Annotated in this window: 15 protein-coding genes; 8 read left to right on the top strand and 7 right to left on the bottom strand. The window is 41.0% G+C overall.

Annotated elements, in window-relative coordinates; all coding sequences use genetic code 11:
- Positions 1 to 11 precede the first annotated feature (11 nt).
- Positions 12 to 866 (top strand): dimethyl sulfoxide reductase anchor subunit family protein, encoded by an 855-nt coding sequence (locus M998_RS02215; protein ID WP_068907319.1) that lies wholly within the window; start codon positions 12 to 14, stop codon positions 864 to 866.
- Between the two features lie 72 nt (positions 867 to 938).
- Here M998_RS02215 and M998_RS02210 read toward each other — a convergent pair whose 3' ends face one another.
- Positions 939 to 1,370, bottom strand: a complete 432-nt coding sequence (locus M998_RS02210; protein ID WP_068907317.1) for a DMT family transporter — start codon at positions 1,368 to 1,370, stop codon at positions 939 to 941.
- 5 nt (positions 1,371 to 1,375) lie between these two features.
- Positions 1,376 to 1,771 (bottom strand): DMT family transporter, encoded by a 396-nt coding sequence (locus M998_RS02205; protein WP_231906751.1) that lies wholly within the window; start codon positions 1,769 to 1,771, stop codon positions 1,376 to 1,378.
- Between the two features lie 167 nt (positions 1,772 to 1,938).
- Here M998_RS02205 and M998_RS02200 point away from each other — a divergent pair, with 167 nt between their 5' ends.
- Positions 1,939 to 2,856 carry a LysR family transcriptional regulator gene (locus M998_RS02200; protein ID WP_068907316.1) on the top strand — a complete coding sequence of 306 codons (918 nt, stop codon included), beginning with the start codon at positions 1,939 to 1,941 and terminating at the stop codon, positions 2,854 to 2,856.
- Between the two features lie 93 nt (positions 2,857 to 2,949).
- Here M998_RS02200 and ychF read toward each other — a convergent pair whose 3' ends face one another.
- Both ychF and pth read right to left on the bottom strand, forming a co-directional pair.
- Positions 2,950 to 4,041 (bottom strand): redox-regulated ATPase YchF, encoded by a 1,092-nt coding sequence (gene ychF / locus M998_RS02195; RefSeq protein WP_068443374.1) that lies wholly within the window; start codon positions 4,039 to 4,041, stop codon positions 2,950 to 2,952.
- Between the two features lie 102 nt (positions 4,042 to 4,143).
- Positions 4,144 to 4,734, bottom strand: a complete 591-nt coding sequence (pth, locus tag M998_RS02190; protein WP_068443377.1) for an aminoacyl-tRNA hydrolase — start codon at positions 4,732 to 4,734, stop codon at positions 4,144 to 4,146.
- Between the two features lie 300 nt (positions 4,735 to 5,034).
- Here pth and ychH point away from each other — a divergent pair, with 300 nt between their 5' ends.
- Positions 5,035 to 5,307: a stress-induced protein YchH gene (ychH, locus tag M998_RS02185; RefSeq protein WP_068443380.1), complete on the top strand. Its 273-nt coding sequence runs from the start codon at positions 5,035 to 5,037 to the stop codon at positions 5,305 to 5,307.
- Between the two features lie 407 nt (positions 5,308 to 5,714).
- On the opposite strand, the gene prs is transcribed toward ychH, so the two are convergent.
- The 3 genes from prs to lolB form a co-directional block, all read right to left on the bottom strand.
- Positions 5,715 to 6,662 carry a ribose-phosphate diphosphokinase gene (gene prs, locus M998_RS02180; RefSeq protein ID WP_068443383.1) on the bottom strand — a complete coding sequence of 316 codons (948 nt, stop codon included), beginning with the start codon at positions 6,660 to 6,662 and terminating at the stop codon, positions 5,715 to 5,717.
- Positions 6,663 to 6,731: 69 nt separating this feature from the next.
- A complete protein-coding gene (ispE, locus tag M998_RS02175) occupies positions 6,732 to 7,607 on the bottom strand; it encodes a 4-(cytidine 5'-diphospho)-2-C-methyl-D-erythritol kinase (protein WP_068907314.1) in 876 nt (291 codons plus the stop codon).
- Positions 7,604 to 8,260, bottom strand: a complete 657-nt coding sequence (gene lolB, locus M998_RS02170) for a lipoprotein insertase outer membrane protein LolB (protein ID WP_068907312.1) — start codon at positions 8,258 to 8,260, stop codon at positions 7,604 to 7,606. Before lolB ends, ispE begins: the two co-directional genes overlap by 4 nt.
- A gap of 625 nt (positions 8,261 to 8,885) precedes the next feature.
- On the opposite strand from lolB, the gene hemA reads away from it, so the two are divergent.
- Genes hemA through kdsA form a run of 5 tightly spaced genes read left to right on the top strand, consistent with a single transcriptional unit; the run spans position 8,886 to position 13,835 of the window.
- Positions 8,886 to 10,148 (top strand): glutamyl-tRNA reductase, encoded by a 1,263-nt coding sequence (hemA, locus tag M998_RS02165; protein WP_068443390.1) that lies wholly within the window; start codon positions 8,886 to 8,888, stop codon positions 10,146 to 10,148.
- A 31-nt stretch (positions 10,149 to 10,179) separates the two neighbouring features.
- Entirely contained in the window at positions 10,180 to 11,262 is a 1,083-nt protein-coding gene (gene prfA / locus M998_RS02160; protein WP_068443393.1) for a peptide chain release factor 1, read from the top strand.
- Positions 11,262 to 12,101, top strand: coding sequence for a peptide chain release factor N(5)-glutamine methyltransferase (gene prmC, locus M998_RS02155; RefSeq protein ID WP_068907310.1), 840 nt, complete (start codon positions 11,262 to 11,264; stop codon positions 12,099 to 12,101). The genes prfA and prmC overlap by 1 nt, the downstream gene beginning before the upstream one ends.
- A 24-nt stretch (positions 12,102 to 12,125) precedes the next feature.
- Positions 12,126 to 12,935: an invasion regulator SirB1 gene (sirB1, locus tag M998_RS02150; protein ID WP_068443399.1), complete on the top strand. Its 810-nt coding sequence runs from the start codon at positions 12,126 to 12,128 to the stop codon at positions 12,933 to 12,935.
- 45 nt (positions 12,936 to 12,980) lie between these two features.
- On the top strand, positions 12,981 to 13,835 hold the full coding sequence (kdsA, locus tag M998_RS02145; protein ID WP_068443404.1) for a 3-deoxy-8-phosphooctulonate synthase: 855 nt from the start codon (positions 12,981 to 12,983) through the stop codon (positions 13,833 to 13,835).
- Positions 13,836 to 13,843 lie beyond the last annotated feature (8 nt).

Here is a 13,843-nt window from a genome sequence, read left to right as displayed (position 1 = left end):
GGATAATTATCATGCATGAGTTTCCCTTGGTTATTTTTACCTTATTTATGCAGGCATCAGTAGGCTGTTTGTTAGTCTCATTGTTGTGTTACTTTCGCTTATTTGATGGTGTTAGTGAAAGTCAGGGCATCAAATGGCTAAAAGTCCCTGTTTTGATGAGTTTTATTTTAGGTTGTATCGGTCTATTAGGATCGCTTTTCCATATGGGTAATCCGTTGCACATGTTTTACACCATGCTACATGTCGCCACCTCGTGGATGAGTCGTGAAGTTTGGGCAACGGCTATTTATATGGGGCTACTTTTTCTAAGTGTGGCGATTTTGCTGTTAAAACAAAAAGCTAATGGCCCATTGTTAGTATTAAGCGCGATCGCAGGTTTAGTGTATATGTATGCGATGTCTGCACTGTATGCCAACACGTTATTTAACTTGTGGTCTGGTCTATTTACTTACGCCAGCTTCTTCGGTGCTGTCTTACTTGTCGGTGGCGTAGTTGCTGCACTATTACTGGTGACATCGTTACGAGCAGCGGGTGAAGAAGAGCGATTAAAACGCGTTGTTAAAATATCACTCGGCGTCGGCGTCATCGGTATTTTGTTGATGCTATTAGGTGCATTATCCTTACTGGGGCATGTTGGTGAACCCATCTATATGGGGATCACGCCACGTGAAATTCCAGAAGGGCTATTAACCTTAAGCATCACGCGTGTGGTATTAATTGCAGTAGGCATCTTATTTGTTGGCCGACTGTTATGTCAAAAAAGTGGTACAGCAGCAAATGCGACATTGGTGATGTCACTGGCAACACTGTGTATTTTTGTTGGTGAAGGGGTTGGCCGAGTTGTGTTTTTCTCAATCGGTGGCTAAGTCGTTTTATTAATAATTAATACGTGACCTAAAAATCTGGAAGTGAAAGCTTCCAGATTTTTTATCATACAATTATTTTGTTTTCTTCCTGAAGTTAATAAGAACGCCGCCAATAATTAGTCCGACCCCCATCAGTTGTAAAAGTAAATGCGTTGTCTGTACTTCATTAATTATATCAATCAAGAGGCTTGAAATCATTTGCCCACATATGGCTAAGACCGAAGTTAGCATGACGCCTAAAAGTGGCAAAACATAGCTATTGATGACGACAAAAAATGCTCCAATAATGCCGCCTACGAATGAAATTAATGGAATATTGATTAAATTGATGGATTGATAGTCTTTATAGGCAATGACGAAAAGCGTTAAAAATGCAAAGCCAACAATATGATTAATCATTGCGCTATAAAAAGCGTTGCGTTGTTGTGCTAGCTGGCCATTTAAAGTTCGGCTAGTGACAATACAGATACCATTAAATAGCGCAATGAGAATATAAAGTGTCATTTTAATTATTTCCCTATAATCAATAGTGTACTGCCGCTGATGAGCAACACACACATTAATATATCACTTGGTGTAATCGTGCGTTTAATAACCCCAAACCAGCCCATAATATCCACAAGTAAACTAAATAGAATTTGCCCTGTGATCATCAGAATAATACTGCCAGATAGTGCTAGTGGACTATTAACCGTTATTGCAGCGAGTAAAACGGTAAATGCACCAGGAATGCCACCTAAATACCAAATTAAATTGGTTTTCTTTTTATTCGTGAGGAAGGGCTGTTTTTTAAATTGATATAAGCAAAAAATAATAAATGAGAAAACAGCGCCCACAGCATGAGTGATCCAAGAAGCGGCAAGGGGGGTGGTAAAGCTTGCGAGATAGCTATTGCTCATAATCATCAAGGAGAGCAATCCTCCTGAAAAAAGCGCGAGTAGAGATAAAATATATTTATTATTCATGATGGTATGGGGATTTAAGTTGCATTTTAGTGTAGCTAAGGTATGCTTTTTTTTCTTTGCTTTCAAGAAAACACACTGTTTACTAATGGTAAACAATGAGGTGCAACATGACTGAGATGAATGTGTTTCCTGTATTAATAGCTGTTGCTGATAGCCTTAGTGTGACTAAAGCGGCGAAATCACTCAACATCACTAAATCAGCTGTTAGCAAAGCAATACAAGGAGTCGAAGATACACTCGGAGTCAAACTTTTCTATCGTACAACGCGCAGTATTAGCTTGACGGAAGTGGGGGGGATTTATATTGATTATATTCGTCAATCTTATCAATTAGCGGTAATGGCTGGTGACGCAGTGTCTAAATATAGTGATAAAGCCACCGGCATTATCAGAGTTTGCGCACCAATGTCTTTTGGTATACTGCATTTATCTAGAATGATCCCAGTATTTATGCAGCAATATCCTGATTTAGAGGTTGAGCTATTTTTTGATGATAAAGTGACGGACTTAATCGGTGAAGGTTATGACATTGCTGTACGTATTGGTGAGCTCCCAGATTCCTCATTAGTCGCCCGGCGCTTATCCCCGTGTCATAGTGGCTTATATGCGGCTAAAAATTATTTAGCGCAATATGAAAAACCGAAAAAGGCCTCAGAACTTAAAAACCATAACTGCCTCTCTTATTCATTTTATCAAGCCGGACAAGAATGGGTTTTTTATCATAAAGGTAAGAAATTTAGCCATATTCCTAAAGGTAATTTAAGAGTGAATAACAGCCAAGCATTAGTTCAAGCAGTAATTGGTGGGATCGGAATCGCGTTATTACCTCATTTTATTACGTCAATCGAAGATGTTGATAATCAATTAATCCCGCTACTCACTGATTATGAATTACCCGATCATAGTATTTATGCGGTTTATCCTGAAAAACAATATTTACCCAGAAAAGTTGCCATATTTGTTGAATTTTTACAAAAACAATTTGGGGAAGGGAGCGAGTATCAACAAAAAATAGAATTTCGCTAAGCTGCTGCAAAATATTAAATCCACGCGGCTAAAAATAACGACGTGGATTTTTATATTTTATATTGCGATTAATGTATAGGATTTAATATAGGCTTACACATTAAACAAGAAATTCAGTACATCACCATCTTTAACGATATATTCTTTACCTTCTGCGCGCATTTTACCGGCTTCTTTTGCACCTTGTTCACCGCGGTATTTAATAAAATCATCAAATGCGATTGTTTGGGCACGAATAAAGCCTTTTTCGAAATCAGTATGGATTTTACCTGCTGCTTGTGGCGCGGTTGCACCGACAGGGATAGTCCAAGCACGTACTTCTTTTACGCCAGCGGTAAAGTAAGTTTGTAAATTGAGTAATTCATAACCAGCACGAATAACGCGGTTTAAACCCGGTTCTTCGATACCTAAATCTGCCATAAATTCCTCACGATCGGCGTCGTCAAGCTCAGCAATATCAGATTCAATTGCTGCGCATACAGGAACAACGACAGAACCTTCCGCTTTAGCTATTTCATGAACCTTATCTAAATAAGGGTTATTTTCGAAGCCATCTTCACTGACGTTAGCAATATACATGGTTGGTTTCAGAGTTAAGAAGCTTAAATAGCGGATTGCCTCTTTATCTTCATCCGTTAAATCCAGTGAGCGAAGCATACCGGCTTGTTCTAAATGCGGTAGGCATTTTTCCAGCGCTTCTAATTCTGCTTTTGCGTCTTTATCGCCACCTTTAGCGCGTTTTTGTACGCGATGAATGGCGCGCTCGCAAGCTTCTAAGTCTGATAAAGCCAGTTCGGTATTGATAATTTCAATATCTGCTTCTGGGTCAACTTGGCCAGCAACGTGAATGATGTTGTCATCTTCAAAACAACGCACAACATGGCCAATGGCTTCAGTTTCACGAATATTCGTTAAAAATTGGTTACCGAGGCCTTCACCTTTGGATGCGCCTTTAACTAAACCGGCGATATCCACGAATTCCATTGTGGTTGGCAAAATACGCTGTGGCTTCACAATTTCAGCCAATTGATCAAGACGCGAGTCTGGCATTGGCACAACACCCGTGTTTGGTTCAATGGTACAAAAAGGGAAGTTGGCTGCTTCGATGCCGGCTTTGGTCAATGCATTAAAAAGTGTGGATTTACCCACGTTAGGCAGACCAACGATACCGCATTTAAAACCCATATGTCTCGATCCTTAATAGCAAGGTGCAGACAAATGCTGCGCCTGATGTTAGAAAATTGCCGCTGATTATACATAAAAAGTTGGTTTTGATGAAATGAAGTCTTAAACCGTGGCTTTAAAACTGTGTAAGCGGTTTATTGCTTTCTCCATGCCATCGACTAACAGGATGTCTGTGCAGCGTAATGCCTCGTCAATAGCTTCATCAATGAGCTTTTGTTCAGACATAGCGGGTTTGCCTAAAACAAAGCCAACAACTTTGTTTTTATCCCCTGGATGACCAATGCCAATACGTAAGCGGTAAAAGTTAGGGTTATTAGCAAATTTGCTTTGAATATCTTTCAGACCATTATGGCCGCCATTACTGCCGCCTAATTTCATTTTTGCCACGCCAGGCGCGAGATCAAGCTCATCGTGCGCAACTAATATTTCATCTGGATTGATACGATAAAAATTAGCCACCGCTGCAACTGATTTACCACTTAAATTCATAAAAGTGGTTGGTACGAGTAGGCGAACATCATTACCGCTGATATTAATGCGAGCGGTATAACCAAAAAATTTAGGTTCTTCTTTTAATGGTTGATTATGGCGGTCTGCCAGTAAGTCGACATACCATGCCCCTGCATTATGTCGAGTTTGTGCATATTCAGCACCTGGATTTGCAAGGCCAACAATTAATTTAATTTTGCTCACGGCTACGATTTCACTGTCAGTTTATGAAAATAATGCACTAGTTTACCTTGAGTACGTAGGGATGTACAAAATTGTCATTTATAAAATTTCACACGTTATAGTTATCATTAGAATTATTCGGATTTTATATAATTTGATGAAAAGCACTTTTTGAGTAGATTTACCGTCAAACTTCCTCTCTTGTGATAGCCATCGCAAAAAATTTTACTTAATGCACTATTATAGTGACATAAATACAAAGTTTTACCGAAGTTTTTTACAGTTGCTTGCTTATCAGTTTACCTGATATTGGAGGGAGTTATGAAACGTAAATTCGCTCATCTAGTTGGTAATGTATTAATGGGATTGGGACTTGTGTTGATGATTGGCAGCATTGGAATTAACTTATTTTCCCATGTTGTTAACTTTGGCCTCTCTGAACTAGTCACTAATGGTTCACTATTTGGCATTTTTATCGGTGCACTCGTTTGGCTGGTTGGTGCAAGAGTCGGTGGACGAGAAAAAGTGGCAGACCGTTATTGGCTTCTAAAACATCATTATCATTCACGTAATGATAACCACCGTTACCCATAAAACTTATTATAATTAATAAGTTTTATTATGAGTGTTGATAAGAGTGAAATTCGTAGAAACGAGTTCACTCTTATGTTTTATATATAAACTATTTTTCGCATCAATTAATTTGATAATCGTTCTATTATACGATTATTAATCTCCCGCTATTCGCTGTGCCTTCCCATTGACTCTGACTGTTTCCCTTGGCCGTAAAATATAAATTAATTTCGGTATATGCCGATTAATAGGGAAGCGAATTGTTTTTGAACGGTGGATGAGTATTAAATTTGGTTATCTTTTAATCGCCATAAATATAAAGCCCCTACCGTTGGATATCAACGGTAGGGGCGCTACATCTGCTATGACATTTCGTCGTGCATGAAGCAAACAGAAAATACGGGATACGAGCGATCCCGCATTCGATATTAGTGCTCGAACATCGCAGAGATCGACTCTTCATTACTGATACGGCGAATTGCTTCTGCCAGCATGCCTGAAAGGGTCAGGGTGCGAACATTGGTTAGCGCTTTGATTTCAGCAGAAAGAGGGATGGTGTCACAGACAATAACTTCATCAATAACTGAATTTTTGATGTTGTCTACAGCATTACCAGAGAAAATTGGGTGAGTAGCATAAGCAAATACGCGCTTCGCACCACGTTCTTTCAGTGCTTCAGCTGCTTTGCATAATGTGCCACCAGTATCTATCATATCGTCAACTAAGATGCAGTCGCGACCTGATACATCACCGATAATGTGCATCACTTGAGAAACGTTAGCACGAGGGCGACGTTTATCGATGATAGCCATATCCGTATCATTCAGGAGTTTAGCGATTGCTCTAGCACGAACGACGCCGCCGATGTCTGGCGATACAACGATTGGGTTTTCCAAGTTCTTCTGTAACATATCTTCAAGAAGAATCGGGCTACCGAATACGTTATCTACAGGAACATCAAAGAAGCCCTGAATTTGCTCTGCGTGTAAGTCGACGGTGAGAACACGGTCAACGCCTACACTCGAGAGAAAATCGGCAACAACTTTAGCGGTGATTGGTACACGGGCAGAACGTACGCGACGATCCTGTCTTGCATAACCGAAGTAAGGAATAACAGCGGTAATACGACCAGCAGATGCACGGCGCAGGGCATCGACCATAACAACCAGTTCCATCAGGTTGTCATTGGTTGGTGCACAGGTTGACTGGATGATAAAGATATCACCACCGCGAACATTTTCATTAATTTGAACACTGACTTCGCCGTCGCTAAAACGACCAACAGCCGCGTCTCCAAGATTAGTGTAAAGGCGGTTAGCAACACGTTGTGCTAGTTCCGGTATAGCGTTACCAGCAAAAAGCTTCATATCGGGCACGAGAAAAACCTCAGGCTTGCGTCCAGAGAGATATTGTTGACCAATAGCATTGATTAATAATGTCAGTGCTCATTGGTGCAATACACGGGTTATCCCAGCGCGGAATTTGTGCAATGGGGACTCATTGACCCCTTGGGCGATGAACCCTTGCACCCACGATGGGGCTTTATTTAACACCTTAAGGGCATCCGCTTGTGTTTCAAATTCAGAAAAAACACATGCGCCTGTTCCTGTTAGGCGAGACGGAGCGTATTGTAACAGCCAAGAAACAAGCTGTTCAACCTCACGAAAACGTTTTCTTGCAATTGTTTCGCAGTCATTAGCGTACGGAGCCAGTAATAATGCGGCTAAAGAGCGTTTTGGAGAATTTCGATTTAATTGTGGATCTGTGAAGATTGTCGGGGTTGAAATTTCAATTCCGGAGTGTGCAACTAAATACCAAATCTCTTTTGGCGATGCAGGGGTTAAAATTTCGCCAATTCCTTCAGCAAATGCAGCATGACCTCGAACAAACACGGGTACATCGGCACCCAGTACTTTTCCTAATTCTGCTAACACGTCATCTGAAACCTGAGTACCCCAGTGTTCATTTAGCGCAACAAGGGTTGTTGCTGCATTGGAAGAACCTCCGCCAATCCCACCGCCCATAGGGAGAATTTTTTGGATACTGATATCCGCCCCTAGATTACCTTCATAGCGCAGCGTGTGCCGGCAATAGTTTTGTAATAATTTGGCGGCTCGCAAAATGAGATTTTTTTCAGGTTCAACGCCTGTCATCTCAGTTAACAAATTGAGCTGATTATCTTGGCGGGTGGTGATGGTGATTTCATCGCCATAATCTAAAAACTGAAACAAGGTTTGTAATTCATGATAACCGTCAGGTCGTTGCCCCGTAATATACAGAAAAAGATTTAATTTCGCGGGAGAGGGCCAAGTCAAAGTCATTGTTTCAGTGTCCAGCTATCCATTTTTAATTTGATCAGACGGTCGCCTTGGCGTAATTCTAAGTGATTAGGTAGCATTGGTGAGGTTTTAGTGTCATAAGAAATATAGTTTAATTTCCATGTTTCACCATTTTGTTCAAAAGTGACCGTTTTCAATAAATGGTTTTCATCTAGCGTGAAATCTGTGGCGCGTCCTGGGGAACCGGTTAGCCAAGCCGTTAGGTCATCTAATGGAATTTCCATTCCAGTCAGCTGATAAATTAATTCATTTGGCACATCACTCATGTGAGTCTGGCCATCTTTAGTGGTTAATTTTGCTAAATCAGGCTCAACAGTCAATTCCAGTTCGCGGCTACCAAGTGGGTTGGTCAGTAAAAGACGATATTTTTCGGGGGTATATTGTTGCCAGAAAAATTTTGCATAGGTTTTAGTCTGCCCGCCATCATATACGAAAGAGCCCCGAGTTTGATAATCACGTAACCCAGAGAGTTCTTGCTGGTGGGTTTTCCATTGCGGGTCAGATGCAGACGCAGTGCCTTTAGTCGTTGTTTGCGAAGTCGTTACGCAAGCGGTTAAAAACACACATGAAAGTGGTAGCAAACGCAAAAAGCCACTGAGAGGACGACTGAATGATAAAGTTGGGAAAAGTTGCATATCAAGTCTCAAAATAGGATTCAGTGAAAACGCCGAACTAATGCAAATAATCATTAAAAACTGCGTTATTTACTGGATTAAGTGTGCCACTATTCACTTCAGTTTAACGTTTAATCACGGCTAGAAATATATTTTTGTGCGGTAATTAATGATAAATAGTGCGCTAACTCGATTAGTTTATCAATCAGATTGGTATTATTCATCTGCATTATTGAATATTGACCATTTGCTTTGTGTGCGAAATAATTGCATCCTTAATGCATCTTATTGTAATGAATAGTGATGTAATTAATAATTAGTTGATATACCCATGATATATCAAGTAAATCATGAATGGCGGGTTATCTTTCTGGTTATCTGAACCCTGTCTTGAATAATTTTCGGTATATGAATTAACAAAAAATACATTTTGTGTCCTATTTAACACTGAAAAACGGTCTAAATGGCAATTTTTTTCATTTATTTTTTGGTGTTGGTCATCTTTCTGGATGATAGCTGTTGGCTACCCGTAGAAAGAGGGGCACGGATCATCTACAATATAAGTATATAAACAACAATCGCGTCTATTTGTTATACACGAAACGTGGTTGATAAATAATTAGCAATGTGAGCAAGTCGTAGCGCAATGACCTTATTAGCACTAGGCATTAACCATAAAACAGCCCCTGTTGCTCTGCGTGAGCGGGTAACTTTTGGGCCAGAAAAAATTGACCATGCACTTGAGGAACTGCTTAAACAGCCTCAAGTAAGCGGTGGCGTTGTGCTGTCTACGTGTAATAGAACTGAGCTATATTTGAGCTTAGAATCGCAAGATAAAGCACAAGAACAGCTAGTTAAGTGGTTGTGTGAATTTCATGGTATAACGCCGAAAGATATACAACCAAGTCTCTATTGGCATCAAGATGATAGAGCGGTAAGTCACCTGATGCGAGTAGCCAGTGGGTTAGATTCTTTAGTGCTTGGTGAGCCTCAAATATTAGGACAAGTGAAAAAAGCGTTTGCGCTTTCGCAAGGAAATCATTCGTTATCCAGTGAATTAGAGCGTCTTTTTCAAAAATCATTTTCAGTCGCTAAACGGGTTCGAACTGAAACTGAAATTGGTGCAAATGCAGTTTCAGTTGCATTCGCGGCTTGTACATTAGCTAGGCAAATATTTGAATCACTCAAGCACTTAAATATTTTACTCGTCGGTGCGGGTGAAACTATCGAGCTCGTTGCTCGCCATTTACGAGAGCATGGCGTACAAAAAATGATGATCGCCAATCGTACTCGTGAGCGGGCTGAATTATTAGCGAATGAAGTGAATGCACAAGTTGTGTCATTATCTGATATCGATAACCGTTTATCAGAAGCGGACATTGTGATTAGCTCTACGGCTAGCCCTTTGCCAATTATCGGTAAAGGGATGGTTGAACGTGCGATGAAAGCACGTCGAAATAAACCGATGTTATTGATTGATATTGCAGTACCTCGTGATATCGAACAAGACGTCAATAAATTAAGAGATGTTTATCTCTATACTGTTGATGACCTTGAGTCTATTATTCAGCAGAACCTTGCTCAGCGCAAAGCGGCAGCGGTAGAAGCTGAATTTATTGTTGAGCAAGAAAGTAGTCACTTTATGGATTGGTTGCGCTCTCAAGCGGCAGTGTCTACAATTCGCGATTACAGAGAACAGGCTGAGGCAATTCGGGCGAGTATGACCGAAAAGGCGCTACTGGCAATAAGCCAAGGTGCAAATCCTGAGAAAGTGATTACGCAGCTATCGCAGCAACTAACTAATCGCCTGATCCACGCTCCAACCAAGTCTTTGCAAAAAGCAGCAGGGAATGGAGATATGGAGCGTCTCAATCTACTTAGGGACAGCTTAGGGCTGGACCATCAATAACCACTTTTCAATCATAGGTCTGATATAACGAATGAAGCCTTCTATTGTCGCAAAACTAGAAGCATTACAAGAACGCTACGAAGAAATTGAAGCGCACCTTGCTGATGCAGGTGTGATTGCTGATCAAGACCGTTTTCGTGCTTTATCAAAAGAATATTCACAACTTTCTGATGTGGCCAAATGCTTTACAGCATGGCGTGCGGTACAGGATGATATTGAAACAGCGGGTATGCTGTTAGATGATCCAGAAATGAAAGAAATGGCTCAAGAAGAGCTAAAAGATGCCAAAGCGCGCAATGAAGAGCTTGAACAGGAATTGCAACTGTTATTGCTACCTAAAGATCCCGACGATGAATATAACTGTTTCGTCGAAATTCGTGCGGGCGCGGGGGGGGATGAAGCTGCAATTTTTGCGGGTGATTTATTCCGCATGTACAGTCGCTATGCGGAAAATAACCGTTGGAGTGTTGAACTGATGAGCACCAGTGATGGTGAACACGGTGGCTTCAAAGAAGTTATTGCGAAAATTTCAGGTAATCATGTTTATGGCCGATTAAAATTTGAATCGGGCGGGCATCGTGTTCAACGTGTGCCAGAAACCGAATCCCAAGGTCGTATCCATACATCAGCTTGTACCATCGCGATTTTACCTGAGTTACCAGAGGCCGAATTGCCTGAGATCAGCCCAGCTGATTTACGTATTGATACATTCCGTTCATCGGGAGCAGGTGGTCAGCACGTTAACACCACTGACTCGGCGATCCGTATTACCCATATTCCAACGGGTATTGTTGTTGAGTGCCAAGACGAACGTTCTCAGCATAAAAATAAAGCCAAAGCGATGTCAGTGTTAGGCTCACGTATTCGTCAGGCTGAAATGGCTAAACGTCATGAGGCTGAAGCTTCAGAGCGTCGTAACCTGCTAGGTACAGGGGATCGTTCAGACCGTATTCGGACGTATAATTTCCCTCAAGGCCGTGTCACCGATCACCGTATTAACCTAACACTTTATCGTTTGGATGAAGTGATGGAAGGCAAATTAGACGCTTTAATTCAGCCTATCATCAACGAATACCAAGCAGACCAACTTTCTGCATTATCAGAGCAGGACTAATGCAATATAGTGAATGGCTAAAGCAGGCAGCAAAAAAACTGCCTGCCAGTGACAGTGCGAAACGGGATGTTGAAATCTTGTTGGAACATGTGACTGGGCGTAGCCGAACCTATGTTTTTGCTTTTGGTGAGACCGAACTTAGCCCAAGCGAATATCAGCAACTTGAGCTGTTATTACAACGCCGTGGGCTAGGGGAACCAATCGCTTACTTAACTGGTGAGCGCGAGTTTTGGTCGCTACCTCTCTATGTTTCGCCAGCAACACTTATCCCACGTCCAGACACTGAATGCTTAGTTGAACAAGCATTAACTCGATTACCATTACCTTTACATCAATACAGTTTACTTGACTTAGGGACGGGAACAGGGGCTATAGCATTAGCACTTGCATCTGAATTACCTAATAGTAATGTTATTGGTGTGGATTTTAGTATGGATGCAGTGGCTTTAGCGCAAAAAAATCAACAACGTTTGAATATTTCAAACGTACAATTTATGCAAAGTGACTGGTTTACTTCACTAACGATCCAACAATTTGATATGATTGTGAGTAATCCACCTTATATTGATGAACTTGATAGTCACTTGCATGAAGGTGATGTACGATTTGAACCTTCAACCGCATTAGTGGCAAAAGATCAAGGTTTATCTGACTTAACGCATATTGTGGCTGAGTCAAAAAAATATCTTAAAAATCAAGGGTGGTTACTTCTTGAACACGGCTGGCAACAAGGCTCAGCAGTTCGTGATTTATTGAAAAAACATGGGTACGCTCATATTGAGACTTGTCTCGATTACGGTGGGCGCGATAGAGTTTCCCTTGGTCAGTGGACTGGCTAAGTGAGTTAAAGCAGTGGAAAAGTAATGAAAACCATAGCGAATATTGAATTTAATACACTCCCGTTAAGTGAAGGCATCATGATGGTTTCTCAAAACATCCGCCATGATTTCCCGCTTATGAAAGTTCAAGCTCAATTAGATAGCTTAGTTTCAGCGGCGAAGGCCGCCATAGACCCACAAGCTGATAATGACTCAAGAATTGAACAACTTATCACACTATTTTATGACGAATGGTCATTTGGTGCAGCAGAAGGGATCTACTTCCTATCTGATATGTTGTGGCTAGACAAAGTATTGTCATCTAAACAGGGAACACCCGTATCCCTCGGTTCAATTTTCCTTTATATCTCCGAACAATTAGAGATTAATATCGATCCTGCTATTTTCCCAACGCAATTACTCTTTATTGCTGAGAAAAAAGATGGAACACAGTGGTTTATTAACCCAGTTAATGGTGAAACCTTATCATTGCATACACTCAGTATGTGGTTAAAAGGCACTGTCGACCCGTATTCAGAACTCTTCCACGATAAGCTTGAAGTCGCTGAAAATGGTGTCATTATTCGAAAAATTTTCGACACATTAAAAGCGGCTTTGATGGAAGAAAAGAAAATGGAATTAGCGCTAAAAGTGTGTGAAACATTGTTAACGCTTGATCCTGAAGACCCTTATGAAATTCGTGATCGTGGATTGATTTTAGCGCATTTAGACTGTAATCATGTTGCATTGAGCGATTTGAATTATTTTATTGAGCAATGCCCTGAGGATCCGGTTTCTGAAATGATTAAGATCCAAATCTATTCATTAGATAACTATCCGGTCGTGTTACATTAATTAACGCATAGACAGATGGCCTGTCTTGATATTAAAGGTAAGAGCATGCAACAGAAAGTAGTCAGTATCAGTGATATTAATGTCGCGAATAATTTGCCGTTTGTTTTATTTGGTGGAATGAACGTTCTTGAATCTCGTGATATGGCAATGAAAGTGTGTGAGCACTATGTCACTGTGACGCAAAAATTGGGCATTCCTTATGTATTTAAAGCCTCATTTGATAAAGCTAACCGTTCATCAATCAATTCTTACCGTGGTCCGGGACTGGAAGAAGGGCTGAAAATTTTTCAAGAATTAAAAAATACTTTTGGTGTAAAAATTATCACTGATGTGCATGAAGCTTCTCAAGCTCAGCCGGTATCTGAAGTTGTCGATGTTATTCAATTACCTGCATTTTTAGCTCGTCAAACGGATTTAGTCGCCGCAATGGCTAAAACAGATGCGGTGATTAATATCAAAAAACCTCAATTTATCAGCCCAGGTCAAATCGGTAATATCGTTGAGAAGTTTATCGAAGGCGGTAATGATAAAATTATTCTATGTGATCGTGGCGCAAACTTTGGTTATGACAACTTAGTCGTTGATATGCTTGGTTTTAATGTCATGATGCAAGCCTCTAAAGGCTGCCCAGTAATTTTTGATGTAACGCATTCACTGCAATGCCGCGACCCATTTGGCGCAGCATCTGGCGGTCGCCGTGCACAGGTTGCCGAGCTAGCAAGAGCGGGCATGGCTGTCGGTTTAGCGGGTCTATTCCTCGAGGCGCATCCGGATCCGGAAAATGCACGATGCGATGGCCCATCAGCCTTACCTCTTGATAAGCTTGAGCCATTCCTGCAACAAGTCAAAGCGATTGATGACTTAGTGAAAAATTTCCCTGAGTTAGATACTAGCCGTTAATTCAGGTT

The sequence above is a fragment of the Providencia heimbachae ATCC 35613 genome, assembly GCF_001655055.1.
Taxonomy (GTDB): domain Bacteria; phylum Pseudomonadota; class Gammaproteobacteria; order Enterobacterales; family Enterobacteriaceae; genus Providencia; species Providencia heimbachae.
The sequence above is the reverse complement of the archived record's forward strand: the minus strand, read 5'-3'. Positions and strand labels throughout refer to the sequence as shown.